A 24,469-nucleotide genomic window follows, 5' to 3' on the forward strand; every position below is an offset into this window, starting at 1 on the left:
CTAGAGAACCGTGCATTGCAGAGAATAAGCTTCCACCGAATACACCAGCCACACCTAACATGTGGAAGGGGTGCATGAGGATGTTGTGTTCTGCTTGGAAGACGATCATGAAGTTGAAGGTTCCAGAGATACCCAAGGGCATACCATCAGAGAAGGAGCCTTGTCCAATTGGGTAAATCAAGAAGACTGCGGTTGCTGCTGCTACGGGTGCGGAGAATGCTAGGCAAATCCAAGGACGCATTCCTAAGCGGTAGGAGAGTTCCCATTCACGACCCAGGTAGCAGAATACGCCGGTCAAGAAGTGGAAGATTACCAGTTGGTAAGGGCCACCGTTGTACAGCCATTCATCCAAAGAAGCTGCTTCCCAAATCGGGTAGAAGTGTAAACCAATTGCGTTAGAACTTGGTACTACTGCTCCGGAGATGATGTTGTTTCCATACAGTAGGGAACCTGCTACTGGTTCGCGGATACCGTCGATGTCTACGGGGGGTGCGGCGATGAAGGCGATGATGAAGCAGGTGGTTGCAGCTAGCAAGGTGGGGATCATTAGTACGCCGAACCAACCGATGTATAGGCGGTTGTTGGTGCTGGTGATCCAGTTGCAGAACTGCTCCCATACGTTGGCGCTACTGCGCTGTTGTAAGGTTGCTGTCATGGTTTTATAAGTGCGTTTGTGTTGTATGTATCAGGCGCTTTTGTTTTTGCCTGTGATAGTAATTTACACTGCTTTACAAAAGTTTATCAAGTGTTTTAAGTTTTGTTATGGTAATTGCTGTTATTAGCTTTGCTTATTTAAGCGTTCACTTGATACTCCCTGGACAAGAGCAAGCGATCGCATGTATGATTAGTTCATTAACTTGATGGTTGACAAGTCGAAGTGGGGGCAAAAACCCTGGAGACTCGTCAAAATCCCCAGAACCTTGACAATATAATAATTACAGCGTTTCAATAATGCGGGAAGTTGCAAATTATTTGCAATAACAACAGCTGAGAATGACCTTTTTTTTCAACCCGTCAAAATGCTTCCCAGGAAGCTTGCTTAGTAACAGTTTCAGCACCAAGCAGTTTCCATAAACTATTTCCCCGCAAGGGGATTGAAACAACGTTGTGCTACCATCTCCTGCACCGTAATATGTACCGGTTTCCATAAACTATTTCCCCGCAAGGGGATTGAAACGTTATTGGCTACGAAAGCCTCGACTAGTTGCACCAAGGTTTCCATAAACTATTTCCCCGCAAGGGGATTGAAACATCAACAATTTATTCAATATACTTAACTGCGTCAACGTTTCCATAAACCATTTCCCCGCAAGGGGATTGAAACAACTACCAACTTGATTCAAGCACACATGGCAGGTTTTTGGTTTCCATAAACCATTTCTCCGCAAGGGGATTGAAACACCTCTGTCCTTTATCTTCTGCCACACTAAAGTTTTCAGTTTCCATAAACCATTTCCCCGCAAGGGGATTGAAACCCTAAGCGTAAGTTTGTGCTTGTACACCTTGTCTCCTCAGTTTCCATAAACCATTTCCCCGCAAGGGGATTGAAACGAAGTGATAGTCAGCGGCTTTAATTTCTGCCTCCACGTTTCCATAAACCATTTCCCCGCAAGGAGATTGAAACTGGAATACAATCAAGTACACCCATACTGCCATAGCGTTTCCATAAACTCAGGACTTACGCAAAAACCACGAAAAAGCTTAATTTATCGAACCGCCAAGGCGCCAAGAACGCCAAGAATTCGTAGAGTGTGCGTAAGTCCTAAAACTATTTCTCCGCAAGGGGACTGAACAATACAGTCTTAAAAAAATGTCAGGAAAAGCATAGGGTTTCCATTAACCATATATCCTTATATAAATAGACCCCCATCTAGTCATTGCTAAACAATTTGGACAGATGCGTTCGCTGTGGGGAAAACCAGCAGCAAAAATGGCAGTCCTTCCATTAACTCCATGTTGAAGCAACTGGCATCGCTAAGAACGCCGAGAATTCGTAGAGTCTGCGTGAGTCCTACCACTGTTATACAAAGCCAAAAAATTTTCCTTTACCCTCTTGACTCTCCAGTAAGCTGGAGACTTCACAATGGAATTAGTTGATCAAAGGAAAATAAACATGAAACTTCAGCTAACAGTTCCTAACATGGCTTGTTCTGCTTGTGGAGAAACCATTACAAAAGCCATCCAAGCAGTTGACCCTACAGCTGAGGTTGGAACCGATCCAAAAACGAAGCTAGTCAGCGTCGAAACTCAGGCATCCGAAGCAGCAGTGACAGAAGCAATAATAGCTGCTGGCTATTCGGTGGCATCTAATTAAAAAGGGAAGGGAACTGGAGAGATGGGGTGATGGGGAGCACAGGGGAGTAGGGGAGAAAAATTTGCATCGGTAATCTGACAGCAGAAAGGGAGTATCTATTTCTGTTCCCAATTCCCAATTCCCAATTCCCAATTCCCAATTCCCAATTCCCAATTCCCAATTCCCAATTCCCTACCTTCAAAGATTTGTTAAATTTTCTCATCTTGTCAAAACAAATGAGTGTAAAGGAACCAAAAAGATGGAAAATACCACACTCAAACTACGCGGTATGAGTTGCGCTTCTTGTGCCAGAAGCGTTGAACAAGCAATCAGTTCTGTCCCTGGTGTGAATGAATGTAATGTGAACTTTGGAACAGAACAAGCAACAGTTGAGTATGACCCCAAAACAACTAATATACAAGCCATCCAAGATGCAGTAGATGCAGCAGGTTACTCTGCCTATCCACTCCAAGAACAAAACCTGATGGTAGGCGAAGATGACGCTGAGAAAACAACTCGTTTACGAGAATCTCGTTATCTATTGCGAAAAGTGATTGTTGCTGGGGTTATTGGTGCTGTGCTGGTGATTGGGTCATTACCCATGATGATAGGGTTGAATTTGCCTATCATTCCAGCATGGTTGCATAATTCTTGGGTACAACTGGCGTTAACAACTCCAGTGTTATTCTGGTCTGGCGCGGATTTCTTTAAAAATGCCTGGAAAGCTTTAAAACGCCACACAGCAACAATGGATACTTTAGTTGCTCTGGGTACGGGAGCAGCATATGCCTATTCTTTTTTTGCTACAGCTTTCCCCGGTTTCTTTGTAGCTCAGGGATTAAAGCCAGATGTATATTATGAAGCAGCCGTTGTGATTATTGCTTTAATTCTTTTGGGACGCTGGTTAGAAAACCGCGCCAAAGGACAAACCTCAGAAGCAATTCGTAAGCTGATTGGTTTGCAGGCGAAAACAGCACGGCTCATTCGTAATGGAAAAGAAATAGATGTGCCTATTGAGCAAGTGCAGATTGGCGATGTGATATTAGTTCGTCCTGGTGAGAAGATTCCTGTAGATGGAGAAGTGATTGAAGGGAAATCTACAATTGATGAAGCGATGGTGACAGGGGAAAGTTTACCTGTGAAAAAGCAACCAGGGGATGAAGTAATCGGGGCTACCATCAACAAAACTGGAAGTTTCAAGTTTCGGGCGACACGCGTCGGAAAAGATACAGTGTTAGCACAGATTGTCCAACTAGTGCAGCAAGCTCAAGGTTCTAAAGCTCCCATTCAAAGACTAGCAGACCAAGTGACTGGATGGTTTGTGCCCGCGGTGATTGCGATCGCTCTGTTCACCTTCATCGTTTGGTACAACATCATGGGTAACGTGACTTTAGCACTAATTACCACAGTTGGCGTGTTAATTATTGCTTGTCCTTGTGCCTTGGGTTTAGCTACACCAACTTCTGTGATGGTAGGCACAGGTAAAGGTGCAGAAAATGGTATCCTAATTAAAGGAGCTGAAAGCTTAGAACTGGCACACAAAATCCAAACGATTGTCTTAGACAAAACTGGAACTATCACTCAGGGGAAACCAACAGTTACAGATTTTGTCACAAACAGCGGTATCCTCAATGGTAACGAAATCAAGCTCATACAATTGGCGGCATCTGTGGAACGCAACTCAGAACATCCACTAGCAGAAGCAGTTGTCAGATATGCCCAATCCCAAGAAGTAACCTTAGTAGAAGTCCGAGATTTTGCAGCAGTTGCAGGTAGTGGTGTCCAAGGCATCGTTGACAATTGTCTGGTACAAATTGGTACACAACGCTGGATGGAAGAATTAGGCATTGACACCAAAGTTTTGCAAAACGATAAAGACCGCTTAGAATACCTGGGTAAAACAGCTGTTTGGCTGGCAGTTGACGGGGAAATCAAAGGATTGATGGGTATTGCTGATGCCATCAAACCGACTTCTCTCCAAGCGGTAAAAGCATTGCAAAAACTGGGTTTAGAAGTTGTAATGCTTACAGGCGATAACCGTCGCACCGCCGAAAGCATTGCTCGTGAAGTTGGTATCAAGCGCGTTTTGGCAGAAGTCCGCCCAGAGCAAAAGGCTGCGGTGATTAAGTCGCTGCAAGCTGAGGAGCAGGGGAACTCGGGGCCCCCACGACCGAAGGGAGTGGGGATTAGGGGTAACAGGGGTGCAGGGGTGCAGAGGAGCGGGGGAGCGGGGGAGAATATTGTCTCTAAAATCCCTTCGGGTTCGGCAGTCCCCCATCGACGGGAACCGCCAAGACGGGGGCTGCCTCACCAAAATCCAAAATCTAAAATAGTGGCGATGGTGGGTGATGGTATCAATGATGCACCCGCTTTAGCTCAAGCCGATGTCGGTATGGCAATTGGTACTGGTACAGATGTGGCGATCGCAGCTAGTGACATCACGCTAATCTCTGGTGATTTGCAAGGCATTGTCACTGCCATCCAACTCAGCCGCGCTACGATTCGCAATATCCGTCAAAATCTCTTTTTCGCCTTCATCTACAACGTTGTCGGTATTCCTATTGCGGCTGGAATTCTTTTCCCTATCTTTGGTTGGTTACTTAATCCCATCATCGCCGGTGCAGCAATGGCATTGAGTTCGGTTTCTGTAGTCACCAATGCTTTACGTTTGCGTAAGTTTCAACCTAAAACACTTGGCTAGAGGAAGATGAATAAAACAGCAATTATCGGTAGTATTGCAAGTTTAGGCTTTGTGTTAGGAATTGCTTCCGATAAAGCAGTCGCACAAAAGCCTCAGCAGATGCACCCATCTCAAACAGAACAAACCAGTCAATTTCAATTCATTGAACAGCCATTAAGTAACAAAGTTGCAGTCACACTTGGAGGGTTAGGGTTAATTGGTTTAGAACTGTGGTGGTTTTTGCTCAGTAAACCCAAGTCTCAGCAAGCAGTTGCAGCAAATGGGGGTATCCAGGAAGTCACTGTAAATGTAGATGGTGGATACGAACCAAGTCAGATTATAGTGCAGGTAGGGAAACCCGTGCGACTTTTGTTTGACCGCAAAGACCCCAGCAGTTGCTTAGAACAAGTGCTGATTCCAGACTTTCACATTGCCGCAGATTTACCACTCAATCAAGTGACTACTGTAGAATTTACACCCAAACAAGTGGGAAATTATGTTTTTACCTGTGGTATGAATATGTTTCGCGGTGCGATCGCAGTACAAACAGATGCTAGTCAACAAACAGCCTCTGCTCAACCTGTGTCAACAATGGACTCAACTAACAAGCTATCTGCATGATTGACTTGAAGCTTGACTCTCCAGCTAACTGGAGAGTCTAAAATTCAGATAGACAATTATTATGTTGCAGGGCAGTACTATGTTAACCCAAGAGGTGGTGAATACATTAACCCCAAAACAGCCAAAACTAATTGGTATAGTTGCTAAGGAAAGTGGTGTACCAATTAAAACCATTCGCTATTATGAAGAGCTTGGTCTAGTCAAATCATCAGGGAGAACTGAAGGTGGATTTAGATTATTTGATGCTGATGTTTTGACTCGCTTACACTTCATCAAACGCGCTCAAAGTTTAGGGCTGTCTTTAGCAGAAATTAAAGAATTTTTACATGTTCATGATCAGGGTGAATTACCCTGTGAACATATAAAAATTCAGCTAGAGAATAGGGTCAAATCTATTGATGAACAAATTCAGCAATTACTCATCCTGAAACAAGATTTAGAAGCAATACTATCAGATTGGTCGGCAAAATCTGAAAGTGATAATTCAACAATTTGTCCAATTATTGAATAACAAATTAAGAATTTTAACAGCACAGCAACTTAGACAATAAAGTTGTTGTGCTATTTTGTTTTATCAAAATAGATTTGATACCATGTCCGCTTGATTACTTACAGGAGTTTTCAAATCAATAGACCATACCACTCCACACTCCCAGCCCAAAGCCTTACAGCGTTTTTCAATTGAATAGACACCAAATTTAGTAAACTGAAGGAGCAGCAAAAATACTCATAGTTATGCCGGCTCCCTACTCAACAGATTTACGCCAACGTGTGATAAATGCTTATGAATCCAAACAAGGGTCGCAACGCCAATTGGCTGAACGCTTTCAAGTGAGTGTATCCTTCATTAAAAGGTTAATTCGTCGCTATCGAGACACGGGACAGGTGACATCTTTGCCTCATGGAGGAGGTGCGATCGCTAAAATCAGGAATAGTAGTTTGGCAGTAATTGAGCAGTTAGTTGATGAGCAACCAGATGCAATACTTGAAGAATTATGCTCTGGTTTTGCAGCCAAAAGTGGTGTCGAAGTCAGTGTTACGACTATGCATCGAGCAGTTCAAAGGTTGAAGTTGACCACTAAAAAAAACACTATATGCTAGCGAGCAAGACAGTTCACGAGTCAATCAAATGCGCTTTGATTATCGAGATTGGGTTTTAGGTATAGACCCACATAATTTGGTATTTGTAGATGAATCCGGTTTGAGGTTGGGAATGACACGACTGTACGGTCGTGCAAAAATTGGTGAGCGATTGCATGATTCATGTCCTCGCAATCGAGGACAAAATATATCTTTCATCGGAGCTTTAAGTTTGGATGGGCTGATTGCCACTATGAGTATTTCAGGTAGTGTCAATACCGATGTGTTTGTAACTTATGTGCAACAGATTCTAGCACCACAGTTATGGGCTGGAGCAATTGTTGTCATGGATAATTTATCAGTACATACTGCTGCGGTGATTCGAGACTCAATTGAAGCAGTTGGTGCACGTCTTGTCTTTTTGCCTCCTTACTCACCTGATTTATCTCCAATTGAATTATGCTGGTCAAAACTGAAGCAGTGTTTACGAGCAGCAAAAGTTACAACCCATGAGGCACTAAATCACGTTTTAACTCAGATTGTGAATGAACACATCTCCTCTGATGATGCTTGGGGTTGGTTTGCTCACTGTGGTCTATTCATCTGAAAACTGCTGTAATTTCTCGTTTACGATGCGTAAGTCCTATTAATTTGACTCTTGACTTTCCTGTTAACTGGAGATTTTAAACTAATTTTATGTTGAGTAAATGAGTCATCAATTACCTCATTCCATACTCAGAATTAGTAGTTATCAAAGGTACAACAACCTTCAAACTAAAAAGGAGTACTAGACAATGCAACACCAATTGATAAAAACTATAATGTTCGCAACTACTGCTTTATTGATAAATGTGGCAACACTACCAGCAATGGCTCAACCACATAATCAAAAATACCAAGGGCATTCAGAATGCAAAGACCATCAAGGACATGAGGGACATCCAGAATGGAAAGAACATCAAAATCATTTTGGTATTAAATCTCATAAATAAAAACGCTAGTTGCTATTAGCTATAACCTGAATTTTCAGGTAGGGGCAATTCATGAATTACCCCAAACATAAGTACTTTTACTTAAATTTCATCACAAAAGGAATACCAGACTATGACACACAAACTGATTCAGAAAACGATGATGATAGCGATCGCTACTACATTGATTACAAATGTAGGACTAATCGCAGCAATGGCTGAACAGCTACACCAGGAACACAAAGGTCATGACGGTCATGACATGCCAGTTCCAACAACTAATGTCCAGACCTTGCCACCTGTACCTAATAATTTACCTAGCTGGATGGACAACAAAGACAGAAATCATATCTACCGTAAGCGCGGTGTCTACAATGATGCTATCTACAACATTCAAGCACTAGCTTTGGATTTGAATGCAGTTGCCGTAGGACACGCTTTTGCTTACGAAGACTTGGTGACAGGCAAAGCCAAAGACTTAGAAACTAAAACTTTTGCACGCATCAATTGGGTGTTGAACAACCCGCCGCGCTTCATGCCTGACGAAGCCAATATTTCACCAACTTTCGGGCGCAAATATGGGGTTTTGGAACAGGTATTTGATTGGACACATATTCTCCACGCGCAAACTGTAGACGTACTTGCTAGCACAAAGCTCACTGATGCTGAAAAAAAAGCAGAAATTCAGCGTCTGTATCAGTTTTACGTCGATAATGTGCCTTACGCCATCACAGACTTACCTATGAACATGGGCTACCTTGATTCTCAGCCCTATTCTAAAGCATTCCGCCGCAAGTATCCCAAGGTAAACGGGTTGTTCTGGGGCTACCACTGGCTACAAGGCTCGATGTATGACTTACTTTACAACAAAACCCTTCAACAACAACGTACTGCCTACGCCACCGCTGGCAAGCGTTATCACGAAGTAGAGTTGTATCGCACTGACCGTCCATTTATGCCGATGTTTGCAGAGGTCAGTCCGAAATTCGCTGCTGATTTTCCATATATCTCGAACGTCTTTGACAATTTACACATGTTGCATGACATGGTGAACGACATCTTAGCCTCTGACTGGATGACAGAACAACAGAAGCAAGAACAGATTAAGCGTGCAATTTGGATGGTGATGGCAGCTAATCACAAAGGAATGAAGCCAGGTGAAAACTACGGCGAGGGTCTACACGACCACCGCTTTATGGAAGGTATGCCAGGTATGGGTTTGATGCCAGAAGGCTCAATGAATCACGACCACGGAAAGCCTAATTCAGACACCATGCCACATCAACAACATATAGGTCACTAAGTAGTAAAAGCCATGAAAAAATTAACACAACATGCAATAGCTGTTTTTGGTGCAACGGCGTTAGCTACATTATTTGCTCCTAATGCACAAGCTGTAGACCATAATAATATTGACGCTAATCGTCCCCTATCTTTTGACGATGCCGAGTCTATTGGCTATCGCGAACAGGCTATTGAATTAGGAGGTGTAATATCTTTGCCACGCGATCGCTCACTTGGTGGAGAATTTGAAATTGAGTATCTCTACGGTTTTGCACCTAATACTCACCTCAATATCGGTATTGATCCCAGTGTTGGAGGTCGCGCTGACTCAAACGATACCCGCTTTGACCCAGGTAATATATCTGTAGGAGTCTTCCATAACTTCAACCGCGAATACAACAACACCCCCGCTTTCGCCGTTCGTGCTGATGCCTATTTCCCAACGGGACGAGACTCTAAAGGTGTAGATTTTCGCCTACGCGGTATTGCCAGCAAAACTGTTGGGCAATATGATCGTTTACACCTCAACCTTGACCTCAACGTGAATACCTCACCTGACAGCGATGAAAGCTCTGTCATACCTGGTATTATTTTGGGTTATTCCAAACCTTTAGGCTATCCGCGCCGTTTTGACCGCACCTTTGTAGCAGAAGTAGGAGTGCGTGACAGCGAGGAAAAGGGAGAAGGCGCGATAGTATCAGCCGGCGTAGGTTTGCGTCAGCAGGTAGGCTACCAAAGCGTTTTGGATCTAGGTTTAAAAGGCGACATTGCAGGCAGTGATGGTGATGGTGAACGTAGTCAATTACGCTTAGTTGCTGGCTATTCTGTGGCTTTTTGATCACATTAAAACGACTGTAGATAATCGCCAATTTGCCCTAACTAGGTTTAGATTCAAAGCGATATAATAGTTCCAAAATCCGTAGTCAAACATAGACAGACGTAGGAAATTTGGCTTTAAGCAACCCCACTTTGAGCGCGAACACGCTCCAAAAGTGGAGTTATACGCCTTGGATGTACTACCAGACACCCCCTATCCCTTAGAATTGATTTGAGGCAATCAAACCCGTCAGGATTACATTTTCTGCCGATATTAAATGCACCATTGACATCGGCATGAATTTTCAAACCATATGCACTCACATAAGTCGCCCTTGCTACACGCTTACCTGAGAATGTGTGCTTGATCTGAGTGTTAGGTTGATAAGTTGGGATATTATCCCAATCAATAAACGAAGCGCGACTAGTGTACGATTCTTCGTTCACCACAACGGTGATGCCAACTCTGTATAATTTATAAGTCAGCATCTCGATAAACTTAGCATGGGGTATCTGGATAAAGTTCTGGTTTGTACGCTTACCGAAATTAAGATGAGTTTTCCATTGCTCGTTTTTTCCTATTGATACGTGAGTTAGACCTAGACGCAAAAACTCATCCACAATCATTTTTGTAGATTGATGCAAATATGAATCTACAAAATTATTCCGGTTGCGAACGATATTTGCAACCCGGCGTGACTTGCCAACTTTGATAAATCCCCTGTACTTGGCAACTTGTTTGTTGTAGAACTGGTTAACTGATTTTAACGGCTTACCATTTACGGCAATTGGTCGAATGGTTGGATCGTTAAATACAATTGTCGCTAAGTTATCTAACCCGATATCAATTGCTGCTAGTTGCGGATTTAGGCTACAGAAAAACTGACCATGTTCTGCAACTTCGTAAACTACCTCAATCACAAAACATCCAGTTTTGGGGATAATGCGAACTTCGCATAAATCTTCAAACTTTAATCCGGGCTTAACAGGGATTTTGATTGGTGACATTGACGGTACAATCCATCCCTTTTTAAATTCTCGCTTACCTACCGCTTGATTATTGAATTTGACTAGATTGTTCTCACCAGAAATGTAATTAGGTGGCTTTGGTCTTCCGGTGAATTTTTCTACTTCCAGTTGTATGCTTTTAATGCTTCGTAGTAAGCACTCCAAGCATCAGCATTTTGCTTGAGTACCAATTGTGCAACCTTAGCTGGAAGTGCTTTGTAATGCTCATTTTCTTTGAAAATTACATCTAATTTTGCTTGTGATTGCGTTCCCCATCCATAGAATAATCCTTGACGCTGTGTAAATTGAGTACTGTTATAGAGTCGCTTTGAAACTGCGGTTATTTCAGCACAATAATCAAAGTAACTATGTCCTTTTTTGATTATGTGTTTCTCGACTTGCTTCATGATAAAAGAGAACTCTATAAATTATTTTACCATTTCTCAATCTGGATAATTGACAGTATTTGTCTATATTTGACTGTACTTTAAGTGAAGTTTTGCAATACTTGATTTTGGGTAAGTTCTGTGATATGTTTGCATAAGGTTTATACGGTAAAACAATAAAATTACCGTATTTTATATAACCACCGCACCCTGCAAAAGCATAGTTTGCATTAAACGGAAATTGCCCCTTATGCCAAAAGACTGGTTTGAATGGCACGACTTTTACAACACCGAACCAGTATTGCAGCAGCGACTGCAAATTGTTGGGCAATATATTTCTGATAGCTTGGATGTATCTTTACCAGGAATCATTCGTGTAGTTAGTGTTTGTGCGGGTGATGGTAGGGATTTACTAGGAACGCTATCGAACCACCCTCGTGCGAAAGATGTATACGCACGACTCATAGAACTAAACCCGAAGTTGGTTGAACGTGGAAGACTAGCTATAGAATCAGCTGGTTTGGCAAAGCAAATTGAGTTTATCAATGGCGATGCAACAACTTCCTCCAGCTATGCAGGAGCTGTGCCCGCAGATATTGTTATTGTGTGTGGTGTATTAGGCCATGTAGGAGACGAAGCTGGACTGAATCGCTTACTTCGGAATTTAAGTTTCTTAAGTAAAAAAGGTTCCTTGCTCATCTGGACTCGTGGAGACACTAACGGTATTCGCCATTCTGATACTGTCCGTAAACTTTTGGGTGAAGCTGAGTTTGAAGAAGTTAGTTTCAAACTCACTGCTACAGGAGATATGGGAGTAGGACTTCATCGTTATCTCGGTGAAGGTTCGGCTTTACCAGAGAATCAACAGTTATTCGTGTTTTCTGGCGACCCAAATCGAGGATCACAGCCAGTTTCTCAAACCTCTGGAGAATGAATCAGATTATTGTCCAAAATTTGCTGATAGCAGTTTTCAGGTATTTAATCAATAAGATTAATTGATCAATGATGCGATCGCTAGCACCTTGATTACATTGGTAATATGTAATAAATTATACCATTTTGATATGAAGATGCATAGAAAGAACCCCACCGCCTGCGGCACCTCCCCTTGGTAAGGGGAGGGTTGGGAGGGGTTAAAATAATGTGCAGCTTCACAGAGAATTGGTATAACTAAACAAAAGTTACTAATTCAGGTGTAGACCAGCGATTAACTACTTTGCCTATAATTGACATTTCCTGAACCAATCGGTCAAATTTCTCAGGTGTTAATGATTGGGGGCCATCAGATAAAGCCTTAGCTGGATTGGGGTGAACTTCAATCATCAAGGCATCTGTACCAGCTGCTATAGCAGCCATTGCCATCGGTGCAACATACTCAGATTTACCAGTACCATGACTCGGATCAATCATGATTGGTAAATGTGTGAGCGATCGCAATACTGGAATCACTGATAAATCTAAAGTGTTGCGAGCATATTTTGTATCAAACGTTCTAATTCCCCGCTCACAAAGAATCACATTAGGATTTCCTGATGCCAGAATATACTCTGCTGCCATCAACCACTCGTCAATTGTAGCTGCCATCCCTCGCTTCAACAGCACCGGTTTATCTTGTGCGCCTACCTTTTTGAGCAATGCAAAGTTTTGCATATTTCTAGCGCCTACCTGAATCACATCAGCCACACTTGCCACAGCTGGTAAATCAGCAGTATCCATAACTTCTGTGATAATGCCCAAGCCTGTAGCTTCCCGCGCCCCAGCTAATAAACCTAACGCACTCTCACCATGTCCTTGAAACGCATAAGGTGAAGTCCGAGGTTTGTAGGCTCCACCACGCAAAAACTTAGCACCTGCTGCCTTCACACGCTTTGCTGTCTCTACAATCATCTCTTCATTTTCAACGGAGCAAGGGCCAGCTACCACCACTAGAGGATGATGTTCTCCAATATAGACGCGGCCGTTAGGTGTGGGTACAACGACTTCGCTAGCTTCTCCATATCGAAATTCTCGACTAACCCGTTTGAAAGGTTTTTGCACTCGCATCACTTGCTGAATCCAAGGGCTAATCTCTTGAATTTGCAATGTATCCATGATAGAAGTATCGCCTATTATCCCAAGGATGACTTTATGGACACCGACGCTTTTTTCTACAGTGACTCCCCAACCATCACTCACAATTTCGCTGATACGAGTGATTTCTTCAGCAGGCGTACCGCTCTTTAGTACTATAATCATCTTCTTTTTCCTTCTGTATAGTTAACAAAGTTAGTTAGGAGTTAGGAGTTAGGAGTTAGGAGTTAAGAGTTATTATTCTGTTTGTGTCTGCTCCCCATCTCCCCATCTCCCTATCTCCCCATCTCCTCACTTCCCACGTCAAGCCAGTAGCAATTAGTGTAAAAACTCAGCAAGTTGTTCTAATTTTGTCCAAGCTGCGCCGCTTCGCAGAACTTCCTTCGCAATGGCAATACCTTTAACACAACCTTCTAAAATATCTGTTGTGCCTTCAATAGTCTCACTTACTTGTAATGCTAAGGCTGTATTTAAAACAACTACATCCTGCTGTGCTTGAGTGCCTTTACCTTGCAAAACTGCTTTCAAAATTTCGGCATTTTCCTGGACATCTCCACCCCGCAACGCCTCAGTTGGTGCAGGATTCAAACCAAGTTCTTGAGGATTGAGGGTTAGAGGACGTACTTTTTGCTCTTGGAGTACAGCTAAGTAAGTGATGTTAGCTAAACCAGCCTCATCTAACCTTTCTCTACCGTGGAGTGCGATCGCTCGCCGACATCCCAATTGTGATAATGCTTGAGCGATCGCTTCTAATAAAAGCGGGTCGTTCACACCAATAATTTGTCCTGTGGGTCGCATCGGATTTACTAGAGGCCCAAGCAGGTTAAAAATAGTACGCACTTTCAAAGTTTGTCGTAAACTAGCAACCGCCTTGAGTGCTGGATGCCAGCCTGGAGCAAACAAAAAGGTGATACCAACTTCACCAACTGCTGCCTGTACTTTCTCTGGGCTAGCTTTAAGATTTATACCTAAAGCTTCTAAAACATCAGCAGAACCGGCTTTGCTAGATGCTGAACGATTGCCATGTTTGGCAACTTTTACCCCTGCGGCTGCGGCAACAAAGGCAACAGCAGTGGAAATATTAAAAGTTGAAGCGCCATCTCCACCAGTTCCACAGGTATCAATTAAGGGAGTTGGGAGTTGGGAGTTGGGAGTTGGGGAAGAGGATTGAGATTGCAGAACGGTGGCCATGCCAACTAATTCTGCTGCGGATACGCCTTTAGCTTGAATTGCGGCTAAAATTGCCCCTGATAGGACGGGGGGAATGGCATCTGTTAGCCAAGCTTTCATCAGATCGGTAGCTTGGGCAATTGTTAGTGATTCTCGATTCAGCAACTGTTGCAACAAAGCTGGCCAGTCGTATGAGTCAAGATTAGAGGGGATGTTGTCTGGTGAAGCTTGAGTTAGAGCTATCATACATATGGGTAAGCTAAAACATATTTAAGTTGCACAATCACTTCATTTTTTCGTCCTTTGTCATTCGTCATTAGTTATTTGTATTTACAAAGGACTAATGACCAATGACTAATAGCTAAGGACTTTCGCTACAGTTTGCACATCTTTGTCGCCTCTACCAGAGCAATTGATGACAATGCGGGGACTACCATTCAATTGAGGGCAAAGAATTTCTAGATAAGCGATCGCATGAGCGGTTTCTAAGGCAGGTATAATTCCTTCTAGTCGTGAAAGCCTTTGAAATGCTTCTAGTGCCTGTTTATCAGTCACACTATAATACTCGGCGCGACCAAGATCTTTTAAATAACTATGTTCAGGCCCAACGCCAGGATAGTCCAATCCTGCACTAATGGAATGTGCTTCCACTACTTGACCATCATCATCTTGTAGTAAGTAGCTCATGGCACCGTGCAAAACTCCAATTTTTCCTCGTGTGAGAGTGGCTGCATGTTTTTCTGTATCCACACCTTCGCCTGCTGCTTCTACTCCAACTAGGCGCACAGAAGGTTCATCGACAAACTCATGGAACAATCCAATGGCATTGGAACCTCCACCGACACAAGCTAGAAGGATATCGGGTAAACCACCCCATTTCTCTTGACATTGAACGCGAGTTTCTTTACCAATGACTGCGTGAAAGTCACGTACCAACATTGGGTAGGGATGAGGGCCAGCAACAGAACCGAGGATGTAATGTGTTGTTTCTACGTTGGTCACCCAATCCCGAATAGCTTCGGAAGTTGCATCTTTGAGAGTGCCCGTACCCGCCTCCACTGGGCGAACTTCTGCCCCCATCAGCTTCATCCGAAACACATTCAAAGCTTGCCGTTCCATGTCATGGATGCCCATGTAAATCACACATGATAAACCAAATCTGGCGCATACAGTCGCAGTTGCTACACCATGCTGACCTGCACCTGTCTCTGCAATAATGCGCTGCTTGCCCATGCGTTTAGCTAGTAAAACCTGAGCTAAAGCGTTATTAATTTTGTGAGCGCCTGTATGATTTAAATCTTCCCGTTTTAAATAAATTTGCGGCCCTGTGCCATCTGGTCTAGCGTAGTGTGCCGTGAGGCGTTCAGCAAAATATAAAGGGCTGGGTCTTCCTACGTAATCCCGTAGTAAGTTTTGCAGTTCTGCTTGGAAACTTGACTCGTTACGATATTGATGAAATGCCGCTTCTAACTCGCTTAATGCTGGCATTAAGGTTTCAGGGACGTATTTACCGCCGAATTTTCCAAACCTGCCTAGAGAGTCGGGTCGTACAGTTGCGGGGGAAGTTTTAGTGTTGATGTCTTGTATGCTTACCACTGGTTTAAATCCTTGTTGTATTTAAAGTGAGGGGGATGAGGGAGAATCATTAATGCCCAATGCCCAATGCCCCATGCCCTATGCCCTATGCCCTATGCCCCATGCCCTATGCCCACACCTTGTAGAGTTGGAGTTTCTGTAATTGCTGCTTTGAGTTCTCGACAAAGTTGTTCTATGGCTTGCAGTCCTTGTGATGGAGTACCTTCGGCTAACCGTTTGACAAAGGCACTACCAACAATCACTGCATCAGCACCCCATTCTTTTATCTGATATGCCTGTTCTGGGCTTGAGATGCCAAAGCCAACGCCGATAGGTTTGTCGGTAACGCTTCGCAAATCTGTCAGTAAATACTTCACGCGGTCTTGGATTTGAGAACGTATTCCTGTAACACCTGTGACACTCACAAGGTAGATAAATCCCTGAGATTTACGCGCGATCGCTTCTATTCTATCTCTAGAACTAGTGGGAGCTACGAGCAAAATTACCTCAATGCCAAAGGTTCCAGCAGTCTGTATTAATTCTTCTGCTTCTTCTAAGGGTAAGTCTGGCACTACTAACCCTTGCACGCCAGCTTTAGCAATTTCTGCTAAAAACGTTTTAATACCCCGGTGCAAAATGGGATTGTAGTAATTAAATAAAATGATTGAGGCTTTCAGGCTGGGAGTGACTTCTTGCAACATTTCCAGCACTTGCTCTAATTTTGTTCCTCTTTGCAAAGCGCGGGTTGCTGCTGCTTGAATTACAGGCCCATCTGCTAGAGGGTCGGAGTAAGGAACGCCCAACTCGATGAAGTCAGCACCATTACGATCTAAAATGCGTAAAGCCTCGGCAGTGGTTTCTAAGTCAGGATCGCCAGCTGTGATAAAGGGAATTAAGGCAGGTTGTTGGCGATCGCGTAAATATTGAAAGTACTCAGATATAGTAGCCATTCTAATAATTCACCTAACAAACAATATAATTCACGTAACAAACGATGGGTAATAAGTCAATACGGTTCAGTTAAGGTCAAAACTATTTGTAAAAGTCAATTTTTTTTAACGTAGACGCGAACGGGAAGCCGCTTCGCGTAGCGTCTCCGTCAGGAGAAGGATACCGCTAAGGACGCCAAGGACGCAAAGAGAAGAAAGAAATGCTTAATTGAACTGTATTGGGTAATAAGTAACAACCAACTCATGCAACCTCGATAACTATCTTGCCGTACACATCTTCACCGCCCTCTTCTTGCTTTTTATGTGCTTGTGCTATCTGATTAAGTTCAAAAGTCATCCCAACAACAGGTTTGATTTGACCACGTTCAATTAAAGTTCTCAAAGCATCAAGCTTGGGGCGGGTGTCATCTAAGTGTACGAAGTGGATAGTAATATTTTTGAAAATGGCGGTGTTAAGATCACCCGCAACGCCTGTGACGGTAACGGCGCGACCATTAATCTTAGTGACTAGCAAACTTTTAGCTAAGATTTCGCCACTCACAGTAGTAAAAGCTATATCAACTCCTTCACCATTGGTTTCCTGCATAATAATGTTGGTAAAATCTTCTTTGCGGTAATCAATGGCTGTGTCTGCGCCGATGGATTTTACCAAGTCGATGTCGTAGCCGCCGCAAGTTGTATATACGTAAGCACCAGCAGCTTTAGCTATTTGAATTGCAAATGTGCCAACACCACCTGCACCACCATGAATTAATACAGTTTCACCGACTTGAATATTTGCTCTAGTAATCAGTGCAGCCCATGCTGTACCTCCAGCCACAGGCACGCTAGCAGCCTCTAGATGAGATATGTTTTTGGGCTTTTTGGCAATAATTGATGCATTTGCGATATGATACTCGGCATTGGCACCACCATCTTCATGTGGTATGGCGTAATAAACTTCGTCACCTACTTGAAGACCGCTGACGTTTTCGCCCACTGCTTCAACCACACCAGAAACGTCATAGCCGAGAATTGCTGGTAACTCAATACTTTGTCCGAAAAATCCTTGACGCACCCCGCAGTCTGCGGGGTTCACTGAGGTTGCAAAAACCTTAACCAAAACTTGGTTTTTACTTGGTTGGGGTTTATCTATCTCGCGTTCTGCAAAGACCTCTGGGCCTCCAAAGTTTGTAATTACCATCGCTTTCATAACTATTGCCTCAAAGCGTTAAGAATCTTGTAAGAAAACGTGAGTTCGACAAGTGCTGTTTTGACCTCTCCCCCGTCCCCTCTCCTACAAGGAGAGGGGAGTCAAACCTTGATTTTGTTGTTGCTCCTTCCTCTCCTTACCCAGACGCAACGCGATCGCTTGCTTCTTGGAAGGAGTACGCCTTTTAGGAGAGGGAGGCCGGGAGGGAGAGGTTTATCGAACTCACGTTAAGAAAAGGGTTAAGGGAGAAGAATCAAGAGAATAATTTCTTTTAGTACTTAATCTTTCCCTTCGCCCCACCTTCTGCAAGAAGTCTATCTTGGTTAGCAAAGATTCTGCCAGCTTCCCCAGAGAGTAACTAAGTGTTTTCTATGTTCTTTTGGAGAACAGGGGTATCATTTTTTAGTAAACTCCGTACAGCTTGCTCTACGTCGCTTTGTTTAACTAAAGACTCTCCTACCAAAACTGCACGGGCACCAGCTTGAGCAACAAAAAATAAATCCGCAGGTGTATATAGTCCAGACTCACTAACAATGGTGATGTCCAAACTTTGTAATTGTTGCTGACGCTGTGTCAAAAGTTGCTGTGTTGTTGCTAAATCAACTGTAAAGTCTTCTAGGTTACGGTTGTTAATTCCTACTAAACGTAGGTCTTTAAGATTTAGCACTCGATCCAGTTCAGCCAAGGTATGAACTTCTACTAATGCATTCATGCCCAAATCATGAATCAGTTGTAAAAATTCCTGGAGTTTTTGGTCTGATAAGATGGCAGCAATCAACAATACTGCATCTGCACCTGCTGTCCGTGCTAAATAAATTTGGTAGGGATCAATGATGAACTCTTTGCATAGTAGAGGCAATGCTAAAAGCGATCGCACTCTTCGCAGATTATCAAAACTGCCTTGAAAGAACTTTTGGTCAGTGATGATTGACAGACAAGCTGCACCTCCACAATTGTAAGCTTGGGCGATCGCTACTGGATCAAAGTCCGCCCGGATAATCCCGCGACTGGGTGACGCTTTTTTTACTTCGGCTATTAAGCTTGGTTGGCTAGGATTTTGCTGCAAAGCTGTGAGAAAATTTCGCACAGGTGGGGCAGCAGTTAATTGATTTTGCAAAGCAGCTAGAGGCTGTTGTTGCTGCATTTGTGCAACTTCTTGCCATTTATACCAAACAATTTCTTCGAGAATGTGACGAGGAACAACTTGCTGAGTCATAACCTGCTAGGGGCTAGGGGGCAGGGGGGATAGGGAGCAGGGGAACTCGGAGCCCCACGACCGAAAGGGAGTGGGGATTAGGGGCACAGGGGAGCAGGGGAGTAGCAAAGATGAGGTAGAAATAACTCCTAACTCCTAACTCCTAACTCCTAACTCCTAACTCCTAACTAATTACAATTGTTTCTTGAGTTTGAGTGTATGCACGCACGACGTTTTGAATCATTTCTAAACCGACTCCTCCTGCTAAAGTCATGATGGATTCGGGATGAAACTGAACCGCAGCGATGGGAAGTGTCTGATGCTCAATGGCCATGATTACATCATCATCGGAAATCGCTGTCACCTTGAGTTCATTTGGCAAGCTTTGCGGCAGGGCAAATAATGAATGATATCTACCGACTGTAAAGGATTGTGGTAAGTTTTTGAATAAAACAGAGTCGGTATCGGTAACGAAAATCCGCGAGGATTTACCATGTTGGGGATAGTTGAGGACTCCTAATTCTCCGCCAAAGGCTTCTACAATGCCTTGTAGTCCTAGACAAACTCCGAAAATGGGAATTTGACGACGAATACAAGCGGCAACAGTTTGTGGCACTTGAAAATCATTTGGTCTACCAGGCCCAGGAGATAAAACAACTAAGTCTGGGCGTTCTGTGTCGAACAGCGATTCTGGAAAGCCGTGACGCAATGTTGTTACAGTGGCACCAGTTTGTCGAATGTAATTAGCTAGTGTATGTACAAATGAGTCTTCGTGGTCGATTAGTAAGATGCGTTTGCTAGTTTGAACATCTGCAACAGTTTTGCTTAGTTTTAAGGAACTGGACTCTTCAGTTTTTTCCCTAGTTTGCTTGCTACGACGAATTGTTTCAAATAAAGCTGCGCCTTTGGTAATTGTCTCTTTTTCTTCTGCTTGGGGTATGGAATCATAAAGGACAGTAGCACCAACTCGTACTTGAGCGATCGCATCTTTTAATCGAATTGTCCGCAGAATTAACCCAGTGTTCAAATTACCATTAAAGTTTAAATAGCCCACTGCCCCACCATACCAGCGTCGCGGGCTGCGTTCATGCTGTTCGAGAAACTCTATTGCTGCTCTTTTGGGTGCGCCGGTGACTGTAACTGCCCAAGTATGACTGAGAAATGCATCTAAAGCATCAAATTCTGTTCTGAGTAAGCCCTCGACATGATCCACTGTATGGATTAAGTGACTATACAATTCTATTTGCCGACGACCAATGACTCGTACTGAACCAGGTTCACAAATCCGGGATTTGTCATTGCGATCTACATCAGTACACATCGTTAACTCAGCTTCGTCTTTATGCGAGTTGAGTAAGGAGCGAATTTGAGCGGCATCATCAAGGGCATCTTGTCCTCGCGTAATAGTACCACTAATGGGACAAGTTTCAACGCGCCTGCCTTCAACTCGTACAAACATTTCTGGAGATGCACCAATCAGATATTCTCCACCAAGATTGAAAATGAATCCATAAGGACTAGGATTAATTTCTTTTAAGGTTTCAAATAGTTTGCTGGGTAGTTGCTCGCAACTTTCAAAAAAGTTTTGACTGGGAACTACTTCAAATAAATCGCCGCGCCGAAAGTAATCTAGTACAGTCTCGACTTGTTTGGCATACTCACCGATTTTATGGTCAGCAGGTTCAGTTGGCAGAAGACGCTTTCCTAGATAATCAACAGATTCACCTGTTCTAGGCAAATTATTTGTACTGCCATGCACTGTTGCAAATTCATATTGAAAACAAAATGCACGTTGCTGATAGTAGTCTACAATAATCAATTCATCAGGTAGGTAAAGTACCAAATCTCGTTGATCTGTGGGACGTTCTAAACGCTGTTTAATTGGCTCAAACTGAAAAACTAAATCATAACCAAACGCACCATACAATCCTAAATGCTCGTCTTCGTCACTAGAGAAAGTATGAAGGATTTCGCGGATAACTGTAAATGCTGAAGGTTGTTTACTGCGTTCTTCTTCGGCAAAGAATTGTTTTGCAGGTTTAACTAATCCTGTGATCTGGTTATCGGTTTGGTTGACTTGATGAAGTTGTGTTGAGTGTGATAGGCACTTCTTAAGCAATGGCAAAAGTACTTTACCGCGATCATTGAGTGCTGTGAGGGTAAAGGTATTTTCCCGTGTACTCAATTCTAATGGCGGATTGACAAAACCAATCGCCCATCTTTTATATCTTCCTGGGTATTCGTAGCTGCTATTGAGCAAGCCTCCACGCTGAGAATTTAAGTGAAAAAGAATCTCTTCGAGAGCAGTTTCCATCTTCACTTCTGTGATGGAGCGAGAGATATGGACACCACCGAGGGTTGTGTAGGAATAGGAATCAACAATCATAAGTAATCTCTATACAATAATCACTAGTTCTTAGTTTATAGCCATTTATTCTGATAAAATAACTACAGACAAAAAATAAATCAAAAAAACAATTTTATATTAAAAGTATGAAAATGCTGCTATGTAACCTAAGTTAATACCGATATAAATTCTTCGTCAATCTTTTATCTAGCTTACTCAATTTTAAATATTTGATAAATGAACATTTTTTAGACATGAGTATCATTTTATTCGTTTTTACGTATTTTTAAGGAAAAAAATACATGTATGTTTAAAAAATTTATACATCTATCTTTGGTAATAAATCATAAATATCTTGAGCTTGTACTATTTAGGTAAAGAATTTAACTTTGAACCTCCTGCCTCCTGGCTTGAAAATACTTGATGCCTTTGTGTCTTTGTGGTAAAAAATCAGAGAACCACAAAGACACTAAGATACAAAGTTTTTTCATTCGTTCTGATGTTTGTAGTTCATGATAGCTACTTCTAACCACTGACTTAACTGGCTGTTAACAAGGTCTGGCTTTTTTCGATAAACTCACGCAACAGCGATATTGCTTGCCTGTACAAGGACAAATCTACTTCGTGAACCTCTATTTTGCTGCCAATGCCTTGCAGCAGAGTTATAGTTAATTCTCCACCCAAGTGTTCTTGAAACTCTGTTAAACCCCGGAATAAACAACGGGGATGTTCTAATTGTGATGATTGTTCAGCCAGTTCTGGCACGTATAAAGAGAAACCTAGGGCTGAGAGTGTATTCAATATTGTTTGCCACTGCGATCGCGAAAGCAATCCTATGAGGTAAGAATAGGTGGTATCTAAAGCAATGCCGATCGCTACTGCTTCTCCATGACGCAAGCTATAATCTGTCAAATGCTCTAGTTTATGAGCCGCCCAATGACCAAAATCTAGAGGACGAGATGAACCCATTTCAAAAGGATCGCCACTGTTGGCAATGTGTTCTAAGTGTAGCTGGGCGCAAAAATGTATTAATTGTTGCATGATGTCCATCTCTCGCCGGACGAGTGCAGCAGTGTTTTTGTGGATAAAATCGAAGAAATTGGCATCTTTGATTAGTGACACCTTTACTGCTTCGGCAATCCCGGAACGCCAATCGCGATCGCTTAAAGTAGTCAAGAAGGCTGAGTCATTAATCACTGCGTAAGGTGGGGCGAATGTGCCGAGAAAGTTCTTTTTACCAAAGGCATTGATACCGTTTTTGACTCCGACACCCGAATCATTTTGTGCTAACACAGTTGTGGGAATCCTCACTAGACGAATACCTCGGTGAGCTGTGGCGGCTGCATATCCTACCAAGTCTAACACTGCCCCACCCCCAACGGCCAAAATATAGGAGTGACGACACAATCGGCCGGTGTCAATTAGCTGATGAATTTGATCTACCAACTTTGGATCGTTCTTGGCAGCTTCTCCCGCTGGAACTATCATTGGCTCAACTGGAAGTGTTAGTATCTCGGCATAAAACTGGGTATATGCTACTAATTCTTTGAGCAACCTGGGAAAGTACTCTAATAATTCTGCATCTACTACTGCTACTACTTTCTTTGGCTTTTTCTCTCCATCCTCCGTAATCACTTGCGCCAACGTCGGATTTTTCAAATTAAACACATTGTTAGTGAACTGAATTTGATATTGAAAAGTAACAGAGATATTTTGGTGAATTGGTACTAGTTTAAACATTCGTAATTCGTAATTTTAGCAGTGATTAATTTTTAAGCTTAAAGATACTTAAATATAGTTTTAAGATATTAAACTCTATCCTAATAAATGCTTTTCACTTATTCATAAATATTTTAGTAGTTTCAAATTCTTTAATTAATGCTGCTCTATTTTGACTTTTTACTAGTGTTGCCAAGCGGCTGTAAGTATCAGCTAAAAAACTAATTGTCTGACATCTTTCTTCTGAAGCTAACATAATTTCAACACATAAGTTAGGGTTTTGAGAAAACAACCGATTAACAATTTCAATTTCTTGTCGATAGCTGGGGGTTGACATTGATAAACTGCGCTCTATGTCAACATTTGCTTGTGCCAAAAAAACCCCAAGGCTAAATCTACAAAAATGCTGCGTTGCTTGAATAATTACCATCATCTGGTCATGTTCTTCAGGCGTGCAAGCGATTATTTCCCCACCTTGACTTTTAATCAAGTCTAATAACCATTGAAATGAATCATCGTTGCGTCCTGGACATACTACTACTTTTTGCCCCAAGAACGATTTGATATTCGGCCCAAACATGGGATGTAAACCCATTACAGGGCCACAATGGTGTTCAAGCATTGCTTGAGTTGGCAAAGTCTTGATACTTGTGATGTCGCACAAAGCTGTAGTTGGCGACAGATATTTGGCTGTACGTTTAATCACATCAACGGTGTGTGCAATGGGAACGGATACTAAAACTAGTTCCGCCTGATTCAACAATTGGTCTGCATATTCCCAATCTTCTTGTTCAAGAACACTAACGTTGTGACCTACTGCGGCAAGTTGCTCAGTAAAGAATCTTCCCATCCTGCCACGTCCGCCGATTATGGTAACTCGTCGAGGTCTGACATGATTGTCTGATGCAGACTCAAGAATACCAGTTTGAGCAACTAAGGGAGCAACATCAGTTACTTGTTGTTCTAATTCTAATGTCGCTAGCACTCGGCGATCGCTCAATAACGCAATTAAGCTTTGGTCAGTTTGTTTCAGCTGATCTGGCATCATAATTAGTCATATTTTTGTGGAACTATCCGGGGAGTAGGGAAGCGGGGGAGCAGGGGAGCAGGGG

At 42.8% G+C, this 24,469-nt stretch carries 22 protein-coding genes and 1 pseudogene; 10 read left to right on the plus strand and 13 right to left on the minus strand.

Features of this window, described 5'->3' with window-relative positions:
- Both I8748_RS30115 and I8748_RS36515 read right to left on the minus strand, forming a co-directional pair.
- Positions 1-655: pseudogene (locus I8748_RS30115) on the minus strand (photosystem II q(b) protein); the annotation flags it as partial.
- A gap of 821 nt (positions 656-1,476) precedes the next feature.
- Positions 1,477-1,656: a hypothetical protein gene (locus tag I8748_RS36515; protein ID WP_449658047.1), complete on the minus strand. Its 180-nt coding sequence runs from the start codon at positions 1,654-1,656 to the stop codon at positions 1,477-1,479.
- A gap of 457 nt (positions 1,657-2,113) precedes the next feature.
- Here I8748_RS36515 and I8748_RS30120 point away from each other — a divergent pair, with 457 nt between their 5' ends.
- From I8748_RS30120 to I8748_RS30165, 9 genes are all read left to right on the plus strand, one after another.
- Positions 2,114-2,314 carry a heavy-metal-associated domain-containing protein gene (locus I8748_RS30120; RefSeq protein ID WP_096552670.1) on the plus strand — a complete coding sequence of 67 codons (201 nt, stop codon included), beginning with the start codon at positions 2,114-2,116 and terminating at the stop codon, positions 2,312-2,314.
- Positions 2,315-2,552: 238 nt separating this feature from the next.
- The gene (locus I8748_RS30125) at positions 2,553-4,994 is read left to right on the plus strand and encodes a heavy metal translocating P-type ATPase (protein WP_225896591.1); all 2,442 of its coding nucleotides are present in this window, start codon (positions 2,553-2,555) and stop codon (positions 4,992-4,994) included.
- A gap of 6 nt (positions 4,995-5,000) precedes the next feature.
- The gene (locus I8748_RS30135; RefSeq protein WP_198128162.1) at positions 5,001-5,594 is read left to right on the plus strand and encodes a cupredoxin domain-containing protein; all 594 of its coding nucleotides are present in this window, start codon (positions 5,001-5,003) and stop codon (positions 5,592-5,594) included.
- A gap of 79 nt (positions 5,595-5,673) precedes the next feature.
- Positions 5,674-6,105, plus strand: a complete 432-nt coding sequence (locus I8748_RS30140; RefSeq protein WP_198128163.1) for a heavy metal-responsive transcriptional regulator — start codon at positions 5,674-5,676, stop codon at positions 6,103-6,105.
- 224 nt (positions 6,106-6,329) lie between these two features.
- Entirely contained in the window at positions 6,330-6,695 is a 366-nt protein-coding gene (locus I8748_RS30145) for a helix-turn-helix domain-containing protein (protein WP_198125864.1), read from the plus strand.
- Positions 6,696-6,723: 28 nt separating this feature from the next.
- Positions 6,724-7,281, plus strand: coding sequence for an IS630 family transposase (locus I8748_RS30150; RefSeq protein ID WP_198128164.1), 558 nt, complete (start codon positions 6,724-6,726; stop codon positions 7,279-7,281).
- Positions 7,282-7,495: 214 nt separating this feature from the next.
- Positions 7,496-7,666, plus strand: coding sequence for a hypothetical protein (locus I8748_RS30155; protein ID WP_198128165.1), 171 nt, complete (start codon positions 7,496-7,498; stop codon positions 7,664-7,666).
- A 112-nt stretch (positions 7,667-7,778) separates the two neighbouring features.
- On the plus strand, positions 7,779-8,948 hold the full coding sequence (locus I8748_RS30160; RefSeq protein WP_198128166.1) for a hypothetical protein: 1,170 nt from the start codon (positions 7,779-7,781) through the stop codon (positions 8,946-8,948).
- Positions 8,949-8,960: 12 nt separating this feature from the next.
- Positions 8,961-9,767: a transporter gene (locus I8748_RS30165; RefSeq protein ID WP_198128167.1), complete on the plus strand. Its 807-nt coding sequence runs from the start codon at positions 8,961-8,963 to the stop codon at positions 9,765-9,767.
- A gap of 116 nt (positions 9,768-9,883) precedes the next feature.
- On the opposite strand, the gene I8748_RS30170 is transcribed toward I8748_RS30165, so the two are convergent.
- Positions 9,884-10,918: an RNA-guided endonuclease TnpB family protein gene (locus tag I8748_RS30170; RefSeq protein ID WP_263977112.1), complete on the minus strand. Its 1,035-nt coding sequence runs from the start codon at positions 10,916-10,918 to the stop codon at positions 9,884-9,886.
- Positions 10,873-11,160 (minus strand): hypothetical protein, encoded by a 288-nt coding sequence (locus tag I8748_RS35475; RefSeq protein ID WP_225896593.1) that lies wholly within the window; start codon positions 11,158-11,160, stop codon positions 10,873-10,875. The genes I8748_RS30170 and I8748_RS35475 overlap by 46 nt, the downstream gene beginning before the upstream one ends.
- Before the next feature lie 229 nt (positions 11,161-11,389).
- On the opposite strand from I8748_RS35475, the gene I8748_RS30175 reads away from it, so the two are divergent.
- Positions 11,390-12,073, plus strand: coding sequence for a class I SAM-dependent methyltransferase family protein (locus I8748_RS30175; RefSeq protein WP_198128168.1), 684 nt, complete (start codon positions 11,390-11,392; stop codon positions 12,071-12,073).
- A 236-nt stretch (positions 12,074-12,309) separates the two neighbouring features.
- Here I8748_RS30175 and aroF read toward each other — a convergent pair whose 3' ends face one another.
- From aroF to tyrA, 9 genes are all read right to left on the minus strand, one after another.
- The gene (gene aroF / locus I8748_RS30180) at positions 12,310-13,374 is read right to left on the minus strand and encodes a 3-deoxy-7-phosphoheptulonate synthase (protein WP_198128169.1); all 1,065 of its coding nucleotides are present in this window, start codon (positions 13,372-13,374) and stop codon (positions 12,310-12,312) included.
- A 153-nt stretch (positions 13,375-13,527) separates the two neighbouring features.
- Positions 13,528-14,625, minus strand: coding sequence for an anthranilate phosphoribosyltransferase (gene trpD, locus I8748_RS30185; protein WP_198128170.1), 1,098 nt, complete (start codon positions 14,623-14,625; stop codon positions 13,528-13,530).
- 108 nt (positions 14,626-14,733) lie between these two features.
- Positions 14,734-15,975 (minus strand): tryptophan synthase subunit beta, encoded by a 1,242-nt coding sequence (trpB, locus tag I8748_RS30190; protein ID WP_198128171.1) that lies wholly within the window; start codon positions 15,973-15,975, stop codon positions 14,734-14,736.
- Between the two features lie 92 nt (positions 15,976-16,067).
- A complete protein-coding gene (gene trpA / locus I8748_RS30195; protein ID WP_198128172.1) occupies positions 16,068-16,904 on the minus strand; it encodes a tryptophan synthase subunit alpha in 837 nt (278 codons plus the stop codon).
- 241 nt (positions 16,905-17,145) lie between these two features.
- The gene (locus I8748_RS30200; protein WP_198128173.1) at positions 17,146-18,096 is read right to left on the minus strand and encodes a zinc-dependent alcohol dehydrogenase family protein; all 951 of its coding nucleotides are present in this window, start codon (positions 18,094-18,096) and stop codon (positions 17,146-17,148) included.
- 358 nt (positions 18,097-18,454) lie between these two features.
- Entirely contained in the window at positions 18,455-19,312 is an 858-nt protein-coding gene (gene trpC / locus I8748_RS30205; protein WP_198128174.1) for an indole-3-glycerol phosphate synthase TrpC, read from the minus strand.
- A gap of 163 nt (positions 19,313-19,475) precedes the next feature.
- Positions 19,476-21,677, minus strand: coding sequence for an anthranilate synthase (locus I8748_RS30210; RefSeq protein WP_198128175.1), 2,202 nt, complete (start codon positions 21,675-21,677; stop codon positions 19,476-19,478).
- A gap of 498 nt (positions 21,678-22,175) precedes the next feature.
- On the minus strand, positions 22,176-23,378 hold the full coding sequence (locus I8748_RS30215) for a 3-dehydroquinate synthase (RefSeq protein WP_198128176.1): 1,203 nt from the start codon (positions 23,376-23,378) through the stop codon (positions 22,176-22,178).
- 94 nt (positions 23,379-23,472) lie between these two features.
- Positions 23,473-24,405, minus strand: a complete 933-nt coding sequence (tyrA, locus tag I8748_RS30220) for a bifunctional chorismate mutase/prephenate dehydrogenase (RefSeq protein ID WP_198128177.1) — start codon at positions 24,403-24,405, stop codon at positions 23,473-23,475.
- Positions 24,406-24,469: the final 64 nt, after the last annotated feature.

Source organism: Amazonocrinis nigriterrae CENA67 (assembly GCF_016056305.1).
GTDB lineage: Bacteria > Cyanobacteriota > Cyanobacteriia > Cyanobacteriales > Nostocaceae > Amazonocrinis > Amazonocrinis nigriterrae.

Bases quoted from the DNA above. Each gene is read 5' to 3' on its own strand.
- I8748_RS36515 (WP_449658047.1), bottom strand. From the start codon at position 1,656: ATGGCAGTATGGGTGTACTTGATTGTATTCCAGTTTCAATCTCCTTGC.
- I8748_RS30120 (WP_096552670.1), top strand. From the start codon at position 2,114: ATGAAACTTCAGCTAACAGTTCCTAACATGGCTTGTTCTGCTTGTGGA.
- I8748_RS30125 (WP_225896591.1), top strand. From the start codon at position 2,553: ATGGAAAATACCACACTCAAACTACGCGGTATGAGTTGCGCTTCTTGT.
- I8748_RS30135 (WP_198128162.1), top strand. From the start codon at position 5,001: ATGAATAAAACAGCAATTATCGGTAGTATTGCAAGTTTAGGCTTTGTG.
- I8748_RS30140 (WP_198128163.1), top strand. From the start codon at position 5,674: ATGTTAACCCAAGAGGTGGTGAATACATTAACCCCAAAACAGCCAAAA.
- I8748_RS30145 (WP_198125864.1), top strand. From the start codon at position 6,330: ATGCCGGCTCCCTACTCAACAGATTTACGCCAACGTGTGATAAATGCT.
- I8748_RS30150 (WP_198128164.1), top strand. From the start codon at position 6,724: ATGCGCTTTGATTATCGAGATTGGGTTTTAGGTATAGACCCACATAAT.
- I8748_RS30155 (WP_198128165.1), top strand. From the start codon at position 7,496: ATGTTCGCAACTACTGCTTTATTGATAAATGTGGCAACACTACCAGCA.
- I8748_RS30160 (WP_198128166.1), top strand. From the start codon at position 7,779: ATGACACACAAACTGATTCAGAAAACGATGATGATAGCGATCGCTACT.
- I8748_RS30165 (WP_198128167.1), top strand. From the start codon at position 8,961: ATGAAAAAATTAACACAACATGCAATAGCTGTTTTTGGTGCAACGGCG.
- I8748_RS35475 (WP_225896593.1), bottom strand. From the start codon at position 11,160: ATGAAGCAAGTCGAGAAACACATAATCAAAAAAGGACATAGTTACTTT.
- I8748_RS30175 (WP_198128168.1), top strand. From the start codon at position 11,390: ATGCCAAAAGACTGGTTTGAATGGCACGACTTTTACAACACCGAACCA.
- aroF (WP_198128169.1), bottom strand. From the start codon at position 13,374: ATGATTATAGTACTAAAGAGCGGTACGCCTGCTGAAGAAATCACTCGT.
- trpD (WP_198128170.1), bottom strand. From the start codon at position 14,625: ATGATAGCTCTAACTCAAGCTTCACCAGACAACATCCCCTCTAATCTT.
- trpA (WP_198128172.1), bottom strand. From the start codon at position 16,904: ATGGCTACTATATCTGAGTACTTTCAATATTTACGCGATCGCCAACAA.
- I8748_RS30200 (WP_198128173.1), bottom strand. From the start codon at position 18,096: ATGAAAGCGATGGTAATTACAAACTTTGGAGGCCCAGAGGTCTTTGCA.
- trpC (WP_198128174.1), bottom strand. From the start codon at position 19,312: ATGACTCAGCAAGTTGTTCCTCGTCACATTCTCGAAGAAATTGTTTGG.
- I8748_RS30210 (WP_198128175.1), bottom strand. From the start codon at position 21,677: ATGATTGTTGATTCCTATTCCTACACAACCCTCGGTGGTGTCCATATC.
- I8748_RS30215 (WP_198128176.1), bottom strand. From the start codon at position 23,378: ATGTTTAAACTAGTACCAATTCACCAAAATATCTCTGTTACTTTTCAA.
- tyrA (WP_198128177.1), bottom strand. From the start codon at position 24,405: ATGATGCCAGATCAGCTGAAACAAACTGACCAAAGCTTAATTGCGTTA.